The 19,641-nt window shown below is 53.1% G+C and carries 21 protein-coding genes; 2 read left to right on the top strand and 19 right to left on the bottom strand.

Annotation, left to right across the window (positions count from 1 at the left end):
• Position 1: 1 nt before the first annotated feature.
• On the bottom strand, positions 2-1,345 hold the full coding sequence (locus C0623_03435) for a serine protease (GenBank protein ID PLY02694.1): 1,344 nt from the start codon (positions 1,343-1,345) through the stop codon (positions 2-4).
• Between the two features lie 155 nt (positions 1,346-1,500).
• Between C0623_03435 and C0623_03430 the strand changes: the two genes are divergently transcribed.
• A complete protein-coding gene (locus C0623_03430; protein PLY02693.1) occupies positions 1,501-2,886 on the top strand; it encodes a DNA-binding response regulator in 1,386 nt (461 codons plus the stop codon).
• A 62-nt stretch (positions 2,887-2,948) separates the two neighbouring features.
• On the opposite strand, the gene C0623_03425 is transcribed toward C0623_03430, so the two are convergent.
• The 5 genes from C0623_03425 to C0623_03405 all read right to left on the bottom strand — a co-directional run bounded on the left by C0623_03425 (position 2,949) and on the right by C0623_03405 (position 6,452).
• On the bottom strand, positions 2,949-3,419 hold the full coding sequence (locus tag C0623_03425; GenBank protein PLY02692.1) for a hypothetical protein: 471 nt from the start codon (positions 3,417-3,419) through the stop codon (positions 2,949-2,951).
• Between the two features lie 110 nt (positions 3,420-3,529).
• Positions 3,530-4,228 (bottom strand): hypothetical protein, encoded by a 699-nt coding sequence (locus tag C0623_03420; protein ID PLY02691.1) that lies wholly within the window; start codon positions 4,226-4,228, stop codon positions 3,530-3,532.
• A 33-nt stretch (positions 4,229-4,261) separates the two neighbouring features.
• A complete protein-coding gene (locus tag C0623_03415) occupies positions 4,262-5,044 on the bottom strand; it encodes an iron export ABC transporter permease subunit FetB (GenBank protein ID PLY02690.1) in 783 nt (260 codons plus the stop codon).
• A 2-nt stretch (positions 5,045-5,046) separates the two neighbouring features.
• Positions 5,047-5,739 carry a hypothetical protein gene (locus tag C0623_03410; GenBank protein ID PLY02689.1) on the bottom strand — a complete coding sequence of 231 codons (693 nt, stop codon included), beginning with the start codon at positions 5,737-5,739 and terminating at the stop codon, positions 5,047-5,049.
• Complete coding sequence (locus tag C0623_03405) at positions 5,736-6,452, bottom strand: DNA polymerase (protein PLY02688.1); 717 nt, start codon at positions 6,450-6,452, stop codon at positions 5,736-5,738. Before C0623_03405 ends, C0623_03410 begins: the two co-directional genes overlap by 4 nt.
• Positions 6,453-6,516: 64 nt before the next feature.
• Between C0623_03405 and C0623_03400 the strand changes: the two genes are divergently transcribed.
• A complete protein-coding gene (locus C0623_03400; protein ID PLY02687.1) occupies positions 6,517-7,431 on the top strand; it encodes a hypothetical protein in 915 nt (304 codons plus the stop codon).
• Here C0623_03400 and coaBC read toward each other — a convergent pair.
• From coaBC to C0623_03335, 13 genes are all read right to left on the bottom strand, one after another.
• The gene (gene coaBC, locus C0623_03395) at positions 7,428-8,624 is read right to left on the bottom strand and encodes a bifunctional phosphopantothenoylcysteine decarboxylase/phosphopantothenate--cysteine ligase CoaBC (GenBank protein ID PLY02686.1); all 1,197 of its coding nucleotides are present in this window, start codon (positions 8,622-8,624) and stop codon (positions 7,428-7,430) included. The genes C0623_03400 and coaBC overlap by 4 nt on opposite strands.
• Positions 8,625-8,644: 20 nt before the next feature.
• Positions 8,645-9,262: an MBL fold metallo-hydrolase gene (locus tag C0623_03390; GenBank protein ID PLY02685.1), complete on the bottom strand. Its 618-nt coding sequence runs from the start codon at positions 9,260-9,262 to the stop codon at positions 8,645-8,647.
• Positions 9,252-10,385, bottom strand: coding sequence for an HD family phosphohydrolase (locus C0623_03385; protein ID PLY02684.1), 1,134 nt, complete (start codon positions 10,383-10,385; stop codon positions 9,252-9,254). The genes C0623_03390 and C0623_03385 overlap by 11 nt, the downstream gene beginning before the upstream one ends.
• Entirely contained in the window at positions 10,378-11,973 is a 1,596-nt protein-coding gene (locus C0623_03380) for a hypothetical protein (GenBank protein ID PLY02683.1), read from the bottom strand. Before C0623_03380 ends, C0623_03385 begins: the two co-directional genes overlap by 8 nt.
• A gap of 2 nt (positions 11,974-11,975) precedes the next feature.
• Positions 11,976-13,145 (bottom strand): hybrid sensor histidine kinase/response regulator, encoded by a 1,170-nt coding sequence (locus tag C0623_03375; GenBank protein ID PLY02682.1) that lies wholly within the window; start codon positions 13,143-13,145, stop codon positions 11,976-11,978.
• 138 nt (positions 13,146-13,283) lie between these two features.
• On the bottom strand, positions 13,284-13,730 hold the full coding sequence (locus C0623_03370; GenBank protein PLY02681.1) for a universal stress protein: 447 nt from the start codon (positions 13,728-13,730) through the stop codon (positions 13,284-13,286).
• 31 nt (positions 13,731-13,761) lie between these two features.
• On the bottom strand, positions 13,762-14,160 hold the full coding sequence (locus C0623_03365) for a response regulator (GenBank protein ID PLY02680.1): 399 nt from the start codon (positions 14,158-14,160) through the stop codon (positions 13,762-13,764).
• 104 nt (positions 14,161-14,264) lie between these two features.
• Positions 14,265-15,071 (bottom strand): purine-nucleoside phosphorylase, encoded by an 807-nt coding sequence (locus tag C0623_03360; GenBank protein ID PLY02679.1) that lies wholly within the window; start codon positions 15,069-15,071, stop codon positions 14,265-14,267.
• Positions 15,072-15,118: 47 nt separating this feature from the next.
• Positions 15,119-15,862 carry a hypothetical protein gene (locus C0623_03355; protein ID PLY02678.1) on the bottom strand — a complete coding sequence of 248 codons (744 nt, stop codon included), beginning with the start codon at positions 15,860-15,862 and terminating at the stop codon, positions 15,119-15,121.
• 5 nt (positions 15,863-15,867) lie between these two features.
• Positions 15,868-16,488, bottom strand: a complete 621-nt coding sequence (locus tag C0623_03350) for a hypothetical protein (GenBank protein ID PLY02677.1) — start codon at positions 16,486-16,488, stop codon at positions 15,868-15,870.
• A gap of 67 nt (positions 16,489-16,555) precedes the next feature.
• Positions 16,556-17,467 (bottom strand): sugar kinase, encoded by a 912-nt coding sequence (locus C0623_03345; protein PLY02676.1) that lies wholly within the window; start codon positions 17,465-17,467, stop codon positions 16,556-16,558.
• A 63-nt stretch (positions 17,468-17,530) separates the two neighbouring features.
• The gene (gene mtnP, locus C0623_03340) at positions 17,531-18,391 is read right to left on the bottom strand and encodes an S-methyl-5'-thioadenosine phosphorylase (protein PLY02675.1); all 861 of its coding nucleotides are present in this window, start codon (positions 18,389-18,391) and stop codon (positions 17,531-17,533) included.
• 230 nt (positions 18,392-18,621) lie between these two features.
• Positions 18,622-19,641 (bottom strand): 23S rRNA (adenine(2503)-C(2))-methyltransferase RlmN (locus C0623_03335; protein PLY02674.1); only part of this gene is annotated, 1,020 nt, incomplete at its 5' end.

The raw sequence follows: 19,641 nt of genomic DNA, 5'->3' as shown, positions 1-19,641 counted from the left end.
CTTACTCCTCCTTCGATTCCGGTTCTGAGCTGACTTTCCTGACTTCAAGTTTCATGCGGTCAAGCATTCCGACAACCTCGATCTCGTCCCCCTGCCTGATTGGTTCATTGGAAACGGCAGTCCAATACTCACTGTGAACAAACACCCGGCCCTCGCCCTTGATGTCAGTCGCGGCCTCGCCCCGTTCACCAACCATCGCCGCAAGGCCGGAGACCGCCGGCCGCTGCTGGGTCCGCACAATAAAATAGAGGGCGATGGCAAAAAATCCACTGAATACCGAGACCGTGGCGATGATCACGGCGAGAGATATCTGCTGGTACGGCTCGGAGCCGTCAATCAGAATCATTGAGCCGATGGTCAGGGCGATGATTCCACCGATGGTGAGCATTCCGTATGAGATAATTTTTATTTCCAGGATAAACAGAACAACGGCCAGCACAATCAGCAGGACCCCGACATAATTGACCGGCAACATCTGCAGACCGATAAACGCGAGCAGCAACGCCAGAGCGCCAACCGCGCCCGGCAGGATCACACCGGGCTGCGAGATCTCGAAGAAGATGCCGAGAATGCCGAGCATCAGCAACATGTAGGCGACATTCGGATTACTGATCGTGTTGAGGATCTTCTGACGCCAGTTCATCTCGGAAAATTTCAGAGATTTGCCGGCTGTTTTCAGGGTTAAGGATTCACCGTTGCGCAGATAAGACCGCCCGTCCAGCGCGTCGAGAAGAGCCTGTTCGTTCTCGGCAATCAGGTCGATGACCTTCAATTCCAGCGCCTCGTTCGCCGGCGTCGAGATACTCTCACGGATGATCTGTTCGGCCCACTCCTGGTTACGGCCCTTCTGCCGGGCGATGCTCCGGGCATAGGCGACGGCATCATTGACGACCTTGGCCTTCATCGTCTCGTCCATCGTCTGCTGGCCGCCGGACCCGCTGCCGATACTGACCGGCGTTGCCGCCCCGAGGTTGGTGCCCGGTGCCATGACGGCAAAATCGGCGGCCAGGGTCATGAGCGCCCCGGCCGATGCAGCCCGGGCTCCCGGCGGATAAACATAGACGATGACCGGGATCTTTGAACCGAGCATCTGCTTGATAATTTCGCGCATGGCGGTGTCGAGGCCGCCCGGGGTATCAAGTTCAAGAAGAAAGGCTGCCGCCCCGGCTTCATTTGCCCGGGAAATCTCCTGCCGGAGAAAACCTGCGACAACCGGATTAATCGAAGAGACAATTCGGACGCCATGGATTGCATCAGAGCTGGCTGGAAGTTCCAGTGTCATTAAAGACACTAATCCGACCACCAGCAACAACCCGGAAAAAAATATTCTGATCAGCCTGTACATGTTTTGAGTCTATCAGTCAATCAATACGTGTCAATTTGCATTCGACATCTTAAGCCGCTGAAACCGCTGAAGATTTTACCTTGCATGTCACCCTGAAATAATGGTACTTTTATTCAAAACGTCAAAATCATGACGCTACGTGGATCACAATTCTTATGAAGACGAAAGCACATATCCTGCTGATCGACGACGAGCCGAGCAGTCGCGAAGCATTAACCACCCTGCTGAACAGCACCGGCTACGAGGTCACGACCGCCGGCAACGCCGCCGATGCCTACGACACCCTTGACCGGAACCGCTTCGATATCATCATTGCCGATCTCATCCTGCCGGATGCCACCGGCATCGACATCCTGAAATGGATCCGGGCCAATCGCCCGCACTCGAGCGTCATCATGATCACCTGCATGGGGTCGGCCGAAACGGCTGTCGAGGCGATGAAGGAAGGGGCTTTCGACTACATTACCAAACCACTGAACTTCAATGAACTGCAAATCGTCATCAACAAGGCCCTTGAACAAGGCAAACTCGTCGCTGAAAACCTTTACCTGCGGCAGCAACTGCGCGGCAAGTACAAGTTTGACAACATCATCGGCAACAGTTCGGCAATGCAACAGCTGTTCAGCCGCATGGAGAAAATCATCAACACTGATTCGACCGTCCTGGTCCTGGGCGAATCAGGAACCGGCAAGGAGTTAGTCGCCCGGGCGATCCATTTCAACAGCAGCCGCAAGGATCATCCCTTCATCGCCATCAACTGCGGAGCAATTCCGGCCGACCTGCTGGAGAGTGAACTCTTCGGCCACGTCAAGGGAGCCTTCACCGGCGCCGTCGCCGACAAACCGGGCAAGTTCGAACTTGCCAATTACGGTACGATCTTTCTTGATGAAATAGCCAACATGCCGCTGCCGCTGCAGATGAAGCTGCTTAGAGTACTGCAGGAACAGGAACTTGAACGGGTCGGGTCGGGTCGAAGGATCGAACTCAATGTCCGGGTAATCTCGGCGACCAACGCCGCCCTTGAAAACGAAGTCAAGGCCGGACGTTTCCGTGAAGACCTTTACTACCGCCTCAACGTTATCCCGATTCTTCTGCCGCCGCTGCGCGACCGGCAGGAAGATATTGCTCTGCTGTCCCGCCACTTTCTTGAAAAATGTTGCCTGTCGATGAATCGTGAAAAGATGAGTTTTTCAGCGGATGCCATCAGAGCGCTCGAATCCTATGACTGGCCCGGCAACGTCCGGGAAATGGAAAATATCATTGAACGAACAGTGGCTCTGACCGACGGAGAACTGATTATTCCGCAAGACCTGCCACCGGCAATCTCTGAAATCGAAAGCACGCAAGATGGAGCTGTTCCGCATCCGATCATAACCGAAGAGGGCGTCGACATGCCGTCGATAATCACCGGAATCGAGCGCGCCATGATCGAGGACTCCTTGCATTTGGCTAATGGCGTCAAGGCCCGTGCCGCAGCGCTTTTGCAGATTAATAGAACAACCTTGGTCGAAAAAATGAAACGGCTGGGGATAGATCTATAATAATACTTCTAAACAGAAATCGGGTCGCCCCCGTAATACCGGGACCGACCCGTGGCTCTTGGTTAATTCGACTTGAATTTTTTGCTCGCTTTGTCAAACGCTTTTTTCAGTCGATCATAACTGTCGGAAAAACCTTTTTTCACTTCTTCCCAGGCTTCCGATGAACTGTGTCGGACACCTCCCAGCCACTCAGCAACCTCGTTCCGCTGTTGACGCAGCGACTTTAAGGTCTGGTTCGCCTCTTTTCGCGCCGCCTGATTCATTTTTTTCCAGTTGGCCTTGATATCCTGTTCAACTTCTTCGATCTTTGCATCAAGTTCTTTCAGTCGCTTCTCTGCTGCATCGACAGCTTCGTCACGTTGTTGAAGGGTATAACGGCTGAAAACCTTATAGGCTTCACCCACTTCATCCCTGACGTCGGCGGCAGTCGTTTGTTGCTTCTCATGATGCGCGGCCTGCGCAGACAAAGGCAACACAATGAAGGTTGCAACAAGCAGAACCAGAAGATTAACCTTTATATTCAATCGTTTCATAGTATCTCCCCCTGGCAGGTCTCAAGAGAGCCTACTCCCGGTTTATTTAAAATGAGAGTTTGCCGGAAGCCCTGCCTGAAAGGAATGACCTGGAACAGTAAAGACAGGGCTTATCGCTTGGTGAACTGCTCGATGGCGCTCAGGGCGACCTGGCTGATCTCGATGAATCGGACACCAAAACCGAGCGGGTAATTCGGCTTGGTCGGATTCGGCCGTTCATTGTACCAGGCAATCGTGCCGCGGCATTTGATCGTCCCGCTACCTTGCCCCGGCAGGTTGAATTCCACATCAAAAACCTTACCGATGCCGAAGCGGTCCGGGCTGTCGATAAAAAGACCGCCGCTGCTGATATCGAGGCATTTACCGGTATAGCTCTTGCCATCTACAGTATAGGAAGCAGGAAAAAGGCAGGTGCGGCGCGGTTCGCGAATCGTCGGCAGAAAATGCCTGCCGGTCTCCATAAACTTGTGCCGGTCAATCGGCTTGGTAATAACACCTTCAGCCCCGGCCTTACGGCTGGCATCGAGCTGATCTTTGGCATTTTGATCGCAGACCATGACCACCGGTAGCGACCGCAGGCCGGGATCAGCTTTTATCTTGCGGCAGCATTCGGGCCCGGTCATATCATTCAATTCGTAGGAAAGGTAGACCAGGTCGGGCTTCTGCTCTTTGCAGATGCGGAAACCCTCTTCACCGTTGTCGGCCTCATACACCTCGGCCGGCGTTTTGGCCAGGAACTGCTTTTCGATTGTCCGAAAGAATTTGGAACTGTCCAGCAACAGGATTTTCATGGAAACATCAATAGCCATAAACCCTCCGGCCACACTTCCAGCGGGCCCCGATCATTCGCGGAGCTGATGGTTTTCGGTAAAAAAACTCCGCACCCCCTGCCAGACTATGAGACAGGAAGTCAATGCAACACTGATGGTTATAACACACATTATCGCAATTTGGTACCGCACAGCGAGCAGCGGTTCCGTCCCCGAAAGAATCTGGCCGGTCATCATCCCGGGCAGAAAAACAATCCCCATCGCCGCCATCGCATTGACTGTCGGTATCAGGGCCGCCCGGAAGGCGCTGTGCACGGCCGGGCGGGCCGCCCGTAACGAGCTGACCCCGAGAGAGAGTGCGGTTTCAATCTCTTCCCGACGATCATTGATTTCAGCCGTCAGGCGTTCGGCAGCCAGACTCGATCCGGTCATCGAATTTCCGATGATCATCCCGGCCAGCGGAATAAGGTAACGGGGGTCATACCATGGCGAGAGCCCGATAATCAGTCCGCAAAAGATAAAAGTCGTACATCCGCACCCAAGGAACAGCGCACTCGCAACGATCCGATAGATGCCCGGCATCCTCTGTTGGACCCGGGCAACCGTCATCTGAACAGCAATAACCAGCATCAAAACCAGGATCAGCATGACCGCCCAGGCTTGATCGATGGCGAAAATGACCTTGAGGACGTAGCCGACGGCGAGCAACTGAACGAACATGCGGACCGATGCGACAAGCATCTCCTTCTCCTGGCCGAACCGGTTCCGGCGGGCCAGCCCGATAACCAGCAGGAGCAAGCCATATAAAATAGCAAGATCGAGCAGGCCGAGATCAATCAGTGCAGATTTCTGCATTTTCACTCACCTCCGCCGGCATCGCCAAGGGAACCATTGGCCAAGTTCAGAATCCGGTCGGCATACTTGCGGGCGAGGATATGATCGTGCGTTACCGCAAGCAATGCCCTGCCTTTTTCGCGCATATAGGTGCACAATCGGCCAAGCACTCTGTCGGCTGTATCCGGATCGAGAGAACTGGTCGGTTCATCAAGGAGCAGAACACTCGGCTGATTCAAGAGGGTCCGGGCGATGCTGACCCGCTGTTGCTGACCGACCGAAAGTTTACGGGCCGGCTCGTCAAGCCATTCCCCGGCAACATCACAAATCTTCATGACTTCGGCAAGAGCAGTGTCCGAAGGTGGTGCTTGACCGCGGGTTGTCGAGGGATAGAGCAGATTATCGACAACACTCCCCGGAAACATGAATGGTTTTTGCAAAACCAACCCGATCTGGCGCCGCAGTTGCAGGGGATCGCAGCGAGCGATCTCTTTACCGGAAAACCGGATCGATCCGGAATCGGGGTCATCCAGACGATTCAGCAAGCGCAGGAGAGTCGACTTGCCGGAGCCGGAAGGGCCGATCAAGGCAACGACACTCGAGGCGGGGATATCGACACTGACATTATCAAGAATGGTCCGTTTCACGCCATCCTTGTCGGAGCGACGCATCGTCACCGAATCGATACTGAGCAGTAGCGTTTCAGTCACATTCATTCCTGCTCATGGCGCAGATGTTTCAACACCTGCTTCATGTCATCCCAGACTTCTTTTTTCCCGAGGGGGTTTCGCAACAGGTAGGCCGGATGGAAAGTCGGCATCAACGGGATTCCGTGATATTCTGTCCAGGTGCCGCGCAAGCGGGAAATCGGGGCATCCTGCTGCAGCAGAGTTTGGGCGGCGAATTTGCCGAGGGCAATGATGGCGCGAGGCCGGATCGCTGCCAATTGGCGTTGCAGAAAAGGTTCACAGGCAGCGATCTCGTCCGGCTGCGGATCACGATTACCCGGCGGTCGGCACTTGACGACATTGCAGATATAGACATCACTGCGCTGCAACCCCATGGCGAGCAGAATCCGGTCGAGCAATCGACCCGCCTCGCCAACAAACGGCTCGCCTTTCTCATCCTCTTCCCGGCCCGGACCTTCACCGACCAGAACGAGTTCGGCCTGCGCATGACCAACGCCAAAGACGATCTTTTTCCGTTCAGCACAGAGACCGCAACGCTGACAATCACCAAGATCATTGGCGATATCGATCAGGGTCTCGGTGCGACAGCCCGGATCAGCCGAATCGATCGTACAGAGAGATTCTTCATCTGCAGGATCGGGCGGCTGCACGCTCCCGAGGCCGAGCCGTTGCAGATCCTCAAGAACTCCGCGGGCTTCACCCAGCAGGTTTTTCAGTTCAGATTTCAGTTCCTTGGGCATAGATACTTTACAGTCCTGTTCTAGTCGACTATTCTATTACATAACTCAGGATGTTTACAGCCTCATGGCTTTTATTTTATTTATCGCAACGATCTTTATTCTACTGATTCCGTCCGAGGCTCTGGCCTGGGGCATCGGTGTCCATCTGCAACTCGGATCAGGCATCCTCAATAATCTCAATATACTGCCAGCAGCTCTGCAGGCGATTCTGCTACAACACCCGCACGATTTCCTCTACGGATGCATCAGTGCCGACATCACAATCGGGAAAAAATATACGCACTACCTGAAGCATTGCCACTCGTGGAGAATGGGGATGAAAGTTTTGCAAGCGGCTGACAGCGACCGGCAACGAGCCTGCGGCTATGGATACCTGGCCCATCTTGCCGCCGACACTATCGCTCACTCCTATTTTGTACCATTCAAGATGATCCGCACCTTCAACACGGCCCTGCTCAAACATACCTACTGGGAGGTCAGGGTTGAAGGCTCCATCGATCCCCAGATATGGAGCATGGCCCGGGAAATCGGTCGGAAAAACTTCAGCGTCAACGATACCATGATGCGCAGCGTCCTCTCGGACACTATTTTTTCCTTTTCAACCAACAAGCGGATATTCAACTCACTACTTTTTCTCAATCGTCTCCAGCAGTGGCAGAAAATGATGCGATCGATGGCGACCGGCTCGAAATGGACACTCGCCGAAGATCATCTTGATGAGTATTTATCCCTTGCCGGTGAAGCTGTTTCGAGCGTTCTCTGCCAGATGGAAGAGAGCCCATACTGGCAGGCCGACCCAACCGGAGAACGCGCTATCGATACCGCCAAGATCATCCGCAAAAACCTTAAGCTGCTCTGGCAGGAAGGAAAACTGAGTGAGCACGAGATCGAAAACCACCTGACGATGCTTCGACCGAAATTCCGGCAGGCGATTACCAACCCGGACCACATCCTCGAAGTCCTCTCGCGAGAGGATTAACTTTTCTTCGATTTGGCAAGCCGATCGAACAGGGTGTGAGCAACCTCGAGCTTTGTCATCTTCGGAAGCTCTTCACTTTCACCGTTGCGATACAAAAAACGGACCAGATTGGTATCGACATCAAACCCGGCGCCGGCGCAGGTCACATCGTTGGCGACAATTATATCAAGATTTTTCGCTTCAAGTTTCTTCCGCGCATTGGCAAGCAGGTCATCAGTTTCGGCGGCAAAACCGATTAGCGTCCAATTCTTCTTCATCGCACCAAGCTCAGCCAGTATGTCAGGATTCTTCTCCATTGCGAGAGTCCAGTCTTTTTTTCCACCCTTTTTAACTTTAGTAGAAGCACGCTCAATCGGGCGATAATCGGCAACAGCAGCCGCCTTAACTACTATCGTCGCCGATCCAGAATGATCGATTACCGCCTGGTACATCTCGGCAGCGCTCTCGACCCTGACCAGTTCTACCCCGGCTGGGGGAGTGAGTGCCGTCGGACCCGAAACAAGCACTACCTCAGCCCCCCTTTGCGTCGCCGCCGCGGCGATCGCGTAACCCATCCGTCCGGAAGAATAATTACTGATGTAGCGGACCGGATCGATCTCCTCACGAGTCGGGCCAGCCGTGACAACAACTTTTTCGCCGACCAGGTCGGAAGGATGCAGTGTCGCAGCAGCCCGGTCGAATAAAAGTTGCGGATCAGGAAGCTTCCCCTTGCCATCCCAGCCACATGCGAGGAAACCGGAGTCTGGTTCTACAAAAAGATAACCGTATTTTTCGAGCTTCTGTTGGTTCTCCCGATAAAGTGGATTTTCCCACATATTGACATTCATCGCCGGAGCAAACAGCACCGGGCTTCGGGTTGCCATAATCGTCGTCGTCAGCAGATCATCAGCAATACCGTTTGCAACCTTGCCGATAATGTTAGCCGTTGCCGGAGCAACGAGGACAAGATCGGCCCGATCGGCAAGTGATATATGGCCGATTTCACTCTCCTGGTAGAGGTCGAACAGTTCGGTGTGAACCGGATTCCCGGACAGGGTCTGAAAGGTCAGCGGACCGACGAACTCAGCGGCGCTCCGGGTCATTATAACGTGCACCGCGGCCCCGGATTTGGTCAGCAGGCGGAGCAGTTCAACCGACTTGTAGGCAGCAATGCCACCGGTCACACCGAGGACAATCGTTTTTCCACTCAGCATCGTCAATCCCTCCGTCTAATCTAGAAAAACGGGTTATGTTTTTTTTCACGACCAATTGTCGTATCGGGCCCATGTCCGGGATGAACCACCATATCATCCGGCAGAACCAGCAACTTTTCCCGGATGCCGGAAATCAATTGATCATGATTACCGCCCGGAAGATCGGTCCGGCCGATCGAACTGGCAAAGAGGCAGTCACCGACAAAAACATCGCGATCAGCGACCAGGCAAATCGCCCCCGGCGAATGTCCGGGAACATGCAGAACCGCCAGCCCGATCGTTCCGGCCTCGACCCGGTCGCCCTCTTCCAGCAAGCGGGTCGGTTCGGGTGACGGGACGAAGTTTAAACCGTAAATCTGGGCATGTGTTGCCGCCTGCTGCAGGACCGGCAGGTCGGCTGAATGGATCATCAGTTCGGCCCCGGTCGCATCAATCAACGCGGCATTGGCACCGATATGATCAAAATGACCGTGCGTGTTGACCACAATCTTCAATGCGGCTTGCTGCCGTTCGAGTTCCTGCAGAATCAGCTCCCCATCCTCACCCGGGTCGATGACCACGGCCTGGCCACTCTCTTCACAAACCAGGATGGAGCAATTAACCTGCAGCGGCCCGACCGGAAAGATTTTAATCCGCATTGTCCGCCTCCCCCTTCGCTGCCGCCGAAAAAAGATCCAGACTCTCGCCCTTCATTCTCTCACCGAGTGTCACGCCGAGCTGCGAATTTCTTTGTTCCTTAGCTTCAGCCTTCACATTTCGTCCTGCATCGGTAACGGTATCGGGAGCTTCCGGGGTGTCCGGTAAATCCCGGGAATCTGCACCTGCGTAAAAATAGCGATCATACAGCCGGTGGTAAGTCGTCCAGTCGGAGTCGTGCCGGCTGTTCTTGTCGATATGGCTCTGAACCCCGTTCATCTTCGAATCGAGGTCGTCGAGGAAATTAAGGACGATTGCTTCAAGGGTCTTGGGTCGCTTCGGTGAACCGTACTCATACTGGCCATGATGTGACAGCAGCAGATGCTTGAGCAGCACGGCGTCACGTTCCGGAAAGTTGTCAATCTGCCGGATCCGGGCATCGATCATCTCGACCCCGATCATAATGTGCCCGAGAAGCTTGCCTTCGTCGGTGTAGTCAAAACTCCGGCTGTAACTGAGTTCACTCACCTTGCCGACATCGTGCAGAAACGCTCCGAGCAGAAGCAGGTCCCGATTGAGATCCGGGTAACGTTTACAGACATCCTCGACCAGATCCGATACCGCCAGAGAATGCTCGAGAAGTCCGCCGAGAAAAACGTGATGCATTGATTTGGCGGCCGGAGCAGAACTGTACATGGCAAGGAACTCCTGATCGTCAATAAACAGCTCCATCATCTTTCGGAAATGTGCCGTTTCAATCGATGCAACTTTCTGCCGGAGCCGTTCCTGCAACTCCGGAATCGGTACTTTTGACACTGGCAGAAAGTCAGCGAGGTCGATATGACTGTCATCAAGCCGCACCAGCTCCTGAACGACCAGCTGCATTTTCCCGAGATAAAGGCTTGCCTTGCCGCGGACCTGAACAAAATCATCCTTGGCGAACTGGGTCGATAACGATTCAGCATTGTCCCAGACCCGGCCTTCGAGTTCACCGGTACGGTCCATAAGCTTCAGGGTCAGGTAAGGCTTACCGTTTTTGGCCATCGCCAGGGTTTTATCCCGGACCAGAAAAACCGTTTCAACAACATCTCTTTCCCGAACATTTTCAACAAAGGTTTTATTCACTGACAACTCCATCCTTGATATTTTGACAAATTCTGTCGGCTGATTTCAGCCCGTCGAGAGCCGCACTCATGATACCGCCGGCATAGCCGGCCCCTTCTCCGGCCGGATACAGCCCCGGGTGCGACTCGGATTCACCGGCCGTATTCCGGACGATGCGCAGCGGCGCCGAGGTTCGCGATTCAATTCCGACCAGAACAGCATCACCGGTAACAAACCCTTTCAACTTGCGATCAAAGTACGGCAGCGCCCGGCGAAGTGCCGAAACAACTTCGACCGGCAGGGTCCGGCTCAATTCCGCCTCGTGCACTCCCGATCGACAGCTGGAACGGAGCGGCCCGGTCCCGGTACCGAGAAAACCGAGAAGATTCTGAGCCGGCGCCAGGTATTGGCCGCCGCCGGCCGCAAAAGCCGCCGCCTCCCATTGTCTTTGAAACCGGACCCCGGCCAGGGCGTCGCGGCCAGCGAAATCATCCGGCCCGACCGAAACAACCAGGGCGCTGTTTGAAAATTCCTGATTACGACTGCGATAGCTCATCCCGTTAACGACCATCCCCCCCGATTCGGACGGTGCGCTGATGATCTCACCACCCGGACACATGCAGAAGGAATAAACGCCGCGGCCCGACTCTGCATCATTGTAACTCAGGGCATAGTCAGCTGTCGGCAAATTTTTATGGCCGACCATGCCATACTGAATGGAATTTATCAATTCAGCCGGGTGCTCGACCCGCAAACCGATGGCAAACGGTTTCTGTTCAAGTAATACACCGGCCTGCTCAAGCATGGCATAGGTATCCCGGGCGCTGTGTCCCGGGGCAAGAACAACGACGTCAGCCTTAAACTCATCCGTTTCATTAACAATTCCACCCTGCACTCTGCCGGCATGCGTTAACAACCCGGTCAACTGCGTCTCAAACCGGAAATCAACTCCCGCGGCAATAAGGTTTTTTCGGAAGTTAAGCAGAACTTGGCGCAGTACGTCTGTCCCGAGATGCGGCTTCGCTTCTGCCAAAATCTCGGGTGGCGCACCGAAATCAACAAATGTCTGCAGCACGAAACGGCACCACGGAGAACTGACCCGGGTTGTCAATTTCCCATCCGAAAACGTTCCGGCCCCGCCCTCGCCGAACTGAACATTCGACCGCGGGTCAAACTTTCCCGAGCGCCAGAATTGTTCAACCTTGCGCGATCGCTCCTCGACCGGTTCACCCCGCTCGATCAGGGTCACCCTGAGGCCTTGCCGGACCAGCCGCAACGCCGCGAAAAGACCGCTTGGACCCGATCCGACAACCAGGGCATGGCAGTTGCCGTCGACCCTTTGAAGCTCCGGCACAACCGGTTTCTCATAGCGGCTGATACGATGATCGGAGCCAAATTCTGCTAATAATTCCGACTCATTGGCAACCTCGAACGTGACCGTATAGACCCGTTTGATTTCCGATTTTTTCCTTGCGTCAATACCCCTGCGGATGACCTTGAGCGCTTCGATATCCTGCTCCAAAAGACCGAAAATATCGGCAACCCTGGCCGCCAGTTCCGCTTCATCCTCATCAAGCCCGAGCTTGATTTCGCGAATCAGCAGCGCCATCGCTAGGCCCTGTCTCTCGGCAGTTCAATACTGAAGACAGCCCCGCCCTCGGGTCGATTGTCAGCAACGATCCGGCCACCACAATTCTTTACTGACCGCAAAACCGCCGACAAGCCGAACCCGGTCCCTTTTGCCTTGGTCGTAAAAAACGGATCGAAAAGTCTGTGCAAATCCTCTTCAGGGATACCGCGGCCGGTATCGGCCACCCGGATAAACATACACTCATCATCAAAAACCAGATTAAGCAACAGTTGACCGCCATCCGGCATTTCCTGCAAAGCATTGGCAATAAGATTAATAAAAATCTGTTCAATATCGCTCTCATTGGCCTTCAGGGTCGGAACATTATCGTCCAGATCAACGATTGATTCGATGTTCTGCAGGTTGAGTTGATCACGGAAACTTTCGAGAACGCTATTGATTACTTCGACGAGATTGACTTCGGCCAGGTCGCCCAAAGAGAGTTCACTGACACTGAGCAGCTTGATCAGCAGAGTGTCGATCCGATCGATTTCATGCTGGATTTTCTCCGGCAACCCACCGAGTTCGTGATGATCAGTAAGCCCCTGTTTCAGAACCTGGGCAAAGAGGTTAATTGAATTCAACGGGTTCCTGACCTCATGGGCCAGGCGGGCCGACAGGTGACCGAGAGCGCCAAGCTTTTCCGCCTGAATGATTTCCGACTGGGCCAATTCAAGCTCGCGCGACTTCTCGGCAACGCGCTGTTCCAGCTCGCAATTCCAACCGGCGATTTCCTCGAGCAGTCGCTCCCGTTCATCGAGCAACTCGCGATTCCGGATCTCTATCCGCCTGATCTTGAGCGCATTCTCTATCCGTTCTACCAGATTTTGATTATTGAATGGTTTTCGGATGTAGTCACTGGCGCCGGCTTTCATCAATTCAACGGCCAGTTCTTCACTCCCTTTGCCGGTAAACATGATGACGTATGTATCCGGATATTGTGCTCGTAACTGGCGCAGAACCGTCAGCCCGTCCATTTCCGGCATCATGTAGTCGAGGAGAATCAGTTCCGGCTGCAAAGAAGCAACCCGATCCAGTGCGTCCGCACCTGAAAAAGCGGTCTCGATCTGGTAGCCCCTGGCACTGAGGACCATAGTCGCCAGATCAAGAATGACCCTTTCATCATCAACTACCAGGATTTTTTCCGGCATGCTGAAACTCCATTTGAATCATTAGCAAAAGGCAGACAGAATACCTTCCGAAAGGCTGTCCTGACAAGGAAAAAGGCGGAAAAAAGAAACAGAAAAGGCGGCCGAAGCCGCCTGAAGATTCTGTTCCGGGAGAGGTGCCTACCCTTCCTGACGGATTGTCATGACCGGAACCTTTGATTTCCGTACGACCTTCTCGGCGGTGCTCCCGAAAAGGACATGGTCAAGACCGGTTCGGCCATGTGTCCCCAGGACAATCAGATCAGCCGATTCAGTCTCGGCCCGTTTGATAATCTCGTCATCGGGAATCCCGGGAGCTACAAACGAAACATAATCCTCGAAATCGGCAAGGAAGGTTCTTTCAAACTGCTCCATCAACTTCTTTGCACCCTGCTCAATCTCCTCTTCAAGTTTATCAAAGGAGATATGCGGGACATAAAATCCGCGCAGATCGACCGGCTCGTTAATGATATGCAGAACGATCAGTTTTGCCTTGAACGTCTTGGCCATAGAAAGAGCATAGGCAAAGGCATGTTCAGAGCATTCAGAAAAATCGGTCGCAAACAGTATTGAGCCAAATTTCTTCATGTGAACCTCCCGGTAAAAGACAGGGTCAGAATTAGCCCTTCAATTCAAGAGAGAGCTTCTTCATCACGGATTTCAGTTCGTCGATTTTAATCGGCTTATGAAGATATTCGTAAACACCAAGCTTCATCGCTTCAACGTAGGTATCGATTCCGCCGAATGCCGTCATCATAATGACATTAAGACCCGGATGCTTGCGACTCAAGGTCTCGATAAAATCGAGACCATTCATCCGCGGCATATTCATATCGGTAATAACCAGATGGAACGGGTTCGCTTTGAGGCAGGCCAGAGCTTCCACACCATCTCCGGCCGTCGAAACCTCATAACCGTCGGCAGCCAAGAGTTTCGTCAGACCAATCCGGGTATTCTCCTCATCGTCAACAATCAGAATCTTCCGGATGTGCCCATTCCCTGATACAGATTCATACATGTCGAAATTCTAGCATGCATCAAAGCCGTGTCAAGGCGATGAAAAGATAATAATGTTCTTGATTTTCAGTAAGTTAGAGGTTTTAAAAAAGAATAGTTCAGACTTTACAACCACAACTCTATCATCTCCGGAAGGATTTCTGAGAACAGTTCGACACCGGTCCGGCCAACGTCGATGATATCGTCATGGTTGAGCGCCCGGTCGTTAAGGCCGGCCGCGGCATTGGCAAGAAAAGACAACCCGACAACCTCCATACCGATATACTTTGCCATGATTGTTTCGGGCACCGTCGACATCGATACAGCATCGGCGCCAAGAGTCCTTAGGGCCCTGACCTCGGCCGGTGTTTCATACGATGGGCCAAGGACACCGGCGAGGACCCCACTATTCAATTCAATGCCGAGGCTGGACATACGGTCGGTCAATTCGGGACAAAGAGTATTGTGATAAAGATGGCAGAGATCGATAAAGGGGTTTTGTCTGACCCCGCGCAGGGGGTTATCTCCCATCAGGTTGATATGATCGGAAATCCACATAAATGAGCCGGGTGAAAAGTCCTTATTGATCGCCCCGGCAGCGTTGGTTATGAGCATACGGGGGGCAGCGGCGGCCCCTGCGAGAACGACCGGAGCAACAACGTCTTCAGCTTTGTATCCTTCATAGAGATGGAAACGACCGGAAAAAAACCAGATCACCTTATCGCCGATCCGGCCGATGATCAGTTCGCCCTTGTGACCGTGCACCGATGTGGCAGGCATGCCGTCGAGGTTCTGGTAACTGAAGCGGCAGAGGATTTCTGAATTTTCGGCAATCGCACCGAGACCGGAGCCGAGAATAACAACAAGATCAGGCGCACCAACCCCGGACTTATGACGAATCAGGTGAAGCGCGTTACTCCAGCGATTGAACATAGTGACCCTCGCGTGAGTCGGTTGATGATTAACGAACCTTTTGCCTGTTATTCCAGGATAAGCAGATAGGATTTTGACTGCCGCGCCAGTTCCGAATCGGGAGCCAGCCTGATCACTTCGGCAAAATGCCTGACGGCGGACTCCTTATCGCGAAGTTTCATGCTCGACAAGGCGAAGTTATAATGGGCCAGAGCATAATTGGGAGCAAGCTTCAGCGCCTCGCGATAATCGCTGATCGCTTTGCCCGGTTTGCCCAGAGCATGAAAGGCCTCGCCGCGTCTGACGTACGCCTGCGGATAACGCCAGTTCTGATCGATAGCTTTTATGTAAGCTTCGATCGCTTCCACGTATTCGCCTTTTTTGAACAGGGCATAGCCGTAGCCGGTCCAGGCAACTTCAGCCTGGGGAAAAAGCAGATTCGTAGCCGCCTTGTAAAAATAACCCATGGCATCATCCCAGCGCTCCCACTGCATGTAGAGGGCGGCCAGGTTGTTCTGGTATTTCGGATTGTCCCGATCGAGCTTGAGGGCCTTGAGATAATGCCTTTCGGCGTCACTATAAGCCCCTTTCATGAAATAGGCCTGCCCCAGAGCAGCCTGCAGCCGGGCATCATCATCATCAATCTCGGCCGCCCACAGGAACTCCTTGAGTGCCTGGGTCGCATTATTATCCTGCAGGTAGGAGACCCCGAGCATAAAGTGAACCTCTGCCTGGTCGGTCTTTTTATCCGCAGAGACACAACCAACCAGAAGCCCCAGAACAAGAACAGCAAATAATACTCGCAATGTCATATCTCCTACAATGAAGAAAGGAAGCGGCCGAGATTTTCCCGGAGACGCGCTCTTTTCTTCTCAATTTCAGCCGGTGAAGGACGTTCCTTCTTGATCCGTCCGGCAAGTTTGCTGCGCGGCAGACCGAGGTCGAGTTCAATCGACTCTTCACTGCTCAGTGCTTCCGCTTCCTCGATAACATCGTCATCCGTTATAACCGACTTTGCATTTACAGGTGGCGCTGGCTTCGGTTCGGCTGGAGGCTTCGGTGGGTTTTTTAACGGCAGGGACTCCCAGAATGAAACTTTTTCGGCCCCCTCCATTTTATGAAAATCGAGGTCAACCATCATAAATCCGAGAGTTTCGGAAAAATTCACACCCTCATTCAATACATGACTCGCCTTATCCCGGTGGATCTCACCTTCCGTATTGAGGTAATAGATCAGTTTGTATTCGTCTTTCAGGTGTAGAGCAACAACAACACGAACACCCTTTCCCGTATTGAAAGCACAGACATAAGCGGTTGCTTTCTGCGCCTTCTGACCGGGGATAGCAATCTGCAGGTCGGCGAGTGAACGCTGTAGTCGCAGCACATTCGGCGCAGAGATATCCAGTCGTTTAAGTTTTTCAGTTAACTCGAAGCCCATGTCCCCTCACCCGATGACCTGTTGGCGAAGAACAGAGTTCGACTCCACCGCCAGATCATCAAAGAAATCAGCCGAGCGGCTCAAAATCACTCAGTAGCTTCATCTCGCGGAAACGAGTTTCTATTTCACTGTAATCAAGGCTCTTCAAACGATCCAGACTGAACGATTCAACGGTAAATGAAGCCATGACACTGCCGAACACGACCGCCTGACGCACATTTGCTTCCGAAACATTTCGGGTCGAGGCAAGATAGCCGATAAAGCCGCCGGCAAAGGTATCACCCGCCCCGGTCGGATCGAATACCTCTTCAAGAGGATATGCCGGAGCAGCAAAAATCGAATGTCCGGAAAACATGAGGACACCATACTCGCCGCGCTTGACAACCAGCGATTTCGGCCCCATATCAAGAATCATCCTGGCCGCCTTGCGCAGGTTCGGTTCATCAGCAAGTTGCCGAACTTCACCTTCATTGATAACCAGAACATCGACATGTTTCAGGGTATTGACCAGGGCGTCCCGTTTCCCCTCGATCCAGAAGTTCATCGTATCACAGGCGATGAGCTTCGGCTTCTCAACCTGTTGCAACACCTCGAGCTGAAGCTCCGGGTCGATATTGGCGAGAAATACATACTCGGCGCCCTTGTAGCTTTCCGGTATTTCCGGCTTGAACGACTCGAAAACGTTCAGCTTCGTATCGAGGGTATGGGCCTCGTTCAAATCAAAGCCGTAGCGCCCTTTCCAGCGAAAGGTTTCACCGGAAGAGGTTTGCAATCCATCAAGGTTGATACCCCGATCGCGGAGCATTTGCCGATGTTCATCGGGAAAATCCTCACCAACAACTGCGACCAGGTTGACATCTGTAAAAAAACTGGCCGAGGTTGAAAAATAGGTCGCCGAACCACCGAGAACATCATCAACCTGTCCGAACGGCGTTTCGATCGAATCAAAGGCAACTGAACCGACAACAAGAATACTCATTTTATCTCCATACTTTCAGTAGTGAAATTATACTATATGAAAAATTAAATTCCGGCAATAGCTCTATTTTTTCAAGTATTTGCCGATCAGTGGCTGAAGATCTTCACACGTTTTTTCCGGAATCAGGGCGTGATCGGTCATAATTGCAAACTCCAGTGCCCGGGCACAGGCGCAGGGACGTGACTGCGCCACCTTGCCGGCCGCAATCTTGATGATCTGCCGGGCTGTCGCCACATTATTGTGAATGATCTCGAGGATTGATTCGATATCGACATCATCGTGATCGGCGTGCCAGCAATCATAATCGGTTGCCAGAGCAACCGTTGCATAACAGATTTCCGCCTCCCGGGCCAGCCGCGCTTCGGGAATATTGGTCATACCGATAATATCAACACCCCATTTCCGGTAGATATTTGATTCGGCCCGGGTCGAGAAGTTCGGGCCTTCAATACAGATATAAGTCCCGCCCTTGTGCGTCGTCGCACCCGCTTCGCCGGCTGCCGCGTAGACCTGCTCGGCCAGATCACCACAGACCGGGTCGGCAAAGGCAACGTGGCCGACGACCCCGTCACCGAAAAAGGTCGATTCCCGCAAACCCTTGGTCTGGTCAAAAAACTGGTCAGGTATGACGATGTGGCCCGGCACGATCTCCTCTTTCATGCTGCCGACGGCCGACACCGAGATGATCCGTTCAACACCGAGTTTTTTCATGCCATAGATATTGGCCCGGTAGTTGACCTCCGACGGCAACAAGCGATGCCCGCGCCCGTGACGCGGCAGAAAAACCATCTTGACGCCATCCAGAGTTCCGGTAATGTAAGCGTCCGACGGATCGCCGAACGGCGTCTCGACCAGCACCTCCTCGACCTCGGTCAAACCCTCGATTTCATACAGTCCGCTGCCGCCAATAACTCCGATAACCATAATTAAACCCTTTCGAATAAAACCAAATTCATGGCTAGCCATCAAGACACCAGGATCACGAAGAGAAACGAACATCAAAACCAATTTTTACGCAGAGGTGGCGAGAGGTTCAGAAAACTGATAGAAAAATAGAACAAACCGTGATTTTCTCTCTGTTTCTCTCCGACTCTCCGTTAAAAAGGATCCTGCTATTTTTTCCCTGGTACCCTTCCTGCTTTCGTGGCAATGATTTACTTTTTCTCCAATTTCCCCTTCAACTGCCCGCACGCTGCCGAGATATCCTGGCCTTTGCTGGCCCGGCGAATCGCAACGATGTCGCGATCGAGCAAATATCGCTGGAAGCGATCGACGGTTTCAGCTTCGGGTGTCCTGTATTCTGAGCCCTCATGTTCGTTAAACAGAATCAGATTGACCTTGGCCTTGATCCCGTGCATCAGACTCACCAAACGCTTGGCATCTTCAAGGGAATCGTTGATGTCACGGATCAGGATATATTCAAAGGTGATCCTTGCCCGGGGCGAAAGCGGATAATCCCGACAGGCCTTTATCAATTCAGCCAGAGGATACTTCCTGTTAATCGGCATCAACCGGTCACGGACTTCGTCGGTAGTCGCGTTCAGGGAGACAGCCAGGTTTGCCCGGGCGTACTGACCTATTCTACGCATTTCCGGAACCAGCCCGGAAGTTGAAACGGTCACTTTACGTGGGCTGTAGCCAAGCCCTTCATCGACATAAAAAATTTCGAGGGATTTGATAACGTTATCAAGATTGTGCAGCGGTTCCCCCATCCCCATGAAGACGATATTACTGATCGGTCCATCTTTCAAGCAGGCACACACCTGGTTGACAATTTCACCAGTGGTCAGGTTTCGGGTCAAACCGAAATCCCCGGTCAGGCAGAATTCGCACTGCATCGCACAACCGACCTGGCTCGAGATACAGAGCGTCGCCCGGTCTCCCTCCATCGGAATCCGGACCGATTCAATCGACTCGCCATCGCTCAGGCGAAAAAGGTATTTTTTCGTACCATCGCGGCTCGTCTCTACCCCTTCAGGGTCCCAGTCTGAGATAAAAGCTCGCTTATCGAGCTCAGCCCGGAAATCCTTGGCAAGATCGGTCATCGCCGAAAAATCGGTCACCCCACGCTGGTAAACCCAGCGCAAGATCTGCCCGGCCCGGAATTTCTCCTTGCCCAATCCGCCGAGGAATTCGACCAGTTGAGTCGGCGTCAGTTCCTTTATGTCGACTTT

This window comes from Desulfuromonas sp. (assembly GCA_002869615.1).
In the GTDB taxonomy this organism is placed as follows: Bacteria; Desulfobacterota; Desulfuromonadia; order Desulfuromonadales; family UBA2294; genus BM707.
Note: the sequence above shows the minus strand (reverse complement) of the source record. Positions and strands in the feature narration are given on the sequence as shown.

Excerpts from the sequence above, each read along its gene's own strand:
- C0623_03435 (PLY02694.1), bottom strand. The coding sequence starts at position 1,345 with ATGTACAGGCTGATCAGAATATTTTTTTCCGGGTTGTTGCTGGTGGTC.
- C0623_03430 (PLY02693.1), top strand. The coding sequence starts at position 1,501 with ATGAAGACGAAAGCACATATCCTGCTGATCGACGACGAGCCGAGCAGT.
- C0623_03425 (PLY02692.1), bottom strand. The coding sequence starts at position 3,419 with ATGAAACGATTGAATATAAAGGTTAATCTTCTGGTTCTGCTTGTTGCA.
- C0623_03420 (PLY02691.1), bottom strand. The coding sequence starts at position 4,228 with ATGGCTATTGATGTTTCCATGAAAATCCTGTTGCTGGACAGTTCCAAA.
- C0623_03415 (PLY02690.1), bottom strand. The coding sequence starts at position 5,044 with ATGCAGAAATCTGCACTGATTGATCTCGGCCTGCTCGATCTTGCTATT.
- C0623_03410 (PLY02689.1), bottom strand. The coding sequence starts at position 5,739 with ATGAATGTGACTGAAACGCTACTGCTCAGTATCGATTCGGTGACGATG.
- C0623_03405 (PLY02688.1), bottom strand. The coding sequence starts at position 6,452 with ATGCCCAAGGAACTGAAATCTGAACTGAAAAACCTGCTGGGTGAAGCC.
- C0623_03400 (PLY02687.1), top strand. The coding sequence starts at position 6,517 with ATGGCTTTTATTTTATTTATCGCAACGATCTTTATTCTACTGATTCCG.
- coaBC (PLY02686.1), bottom strand. The coding sequence starts at position 8,624 with ATGCTGAGTGGAAAAACGATTGTCCTCGGTGTGACCGGTGGCATTGCT.
- C0623_03390 (PLY02685.1), bottom strand. The coding sequence starts at position 9,262 with ATGCGGATTAAAATCTTTCCGGTCGGGCCGCTGCAGGTTAATTGCTCC.
- C0623_03380 (PLY02683.1), bottom strand. The coding sequence starts at position 11,973 with ATGGCGCTGCTGATTCGCGAAATCAAGCTCGGGCTTGATGAGGATGAA.
- C0623_03375 (PLY02682.1), bottom strand. The coding sequence starts at position 13,145 with ATGCCGGAAAAAATCCTGGTAGTTGATGATGAAAGGGTCATTCTTGAT.
- C0623_03370 (PLY02681.1), bottom strand. The coding sequence starts at position 13,730 with ATGAAGAAATTTGGCTCAATACTGTTTGCGACCGATTTTTCTGAATGC.
- C0623_03365 (PLY02680.1), bottom strand. The coding sequence starts at position 14,160 with ATGTATGAATCTGTATCAGGGAATGGGCACATCCGGAAGATTCTGATT.
- C0623_03360 (PLY02679.1), bottom strand. The coding sequence starts at position 15,071 with ATGTTCAATCGCTGGAGTAACGCGCTTCACCTGATTCGTCATAAGTCC.
- C0623_03355 (PLY02678.1), bottom strand. The coding sequence starts at position 15,862 with ATGACATTGCGAGTATTATTTGCTGTTCTTGTTCTGGGGCTTCTGGTT.
- C0623_03350 (PLY02677.1), bottom strand. The coding sequence starts at position 16,488 with ATGGGCTTCGAGTTAACTGAAAAACTTAAACGACTGGATATCTCTGCG.
- C0623_03345 (PLY02676.1), bottom strand. The coding sequence starts at position 17,467 with ATGAGTATTCTTGTTGTCGGTTCAGTTGCCTTTGATTCGATCGAAACG.
- mtnP (PLY02675.1), bottom strand. The coding sequence starts at position 18,391 with ATGGTTATCGGAGTTATTGGCGGCAGCGGACTGTATGAAATCGAGGGT.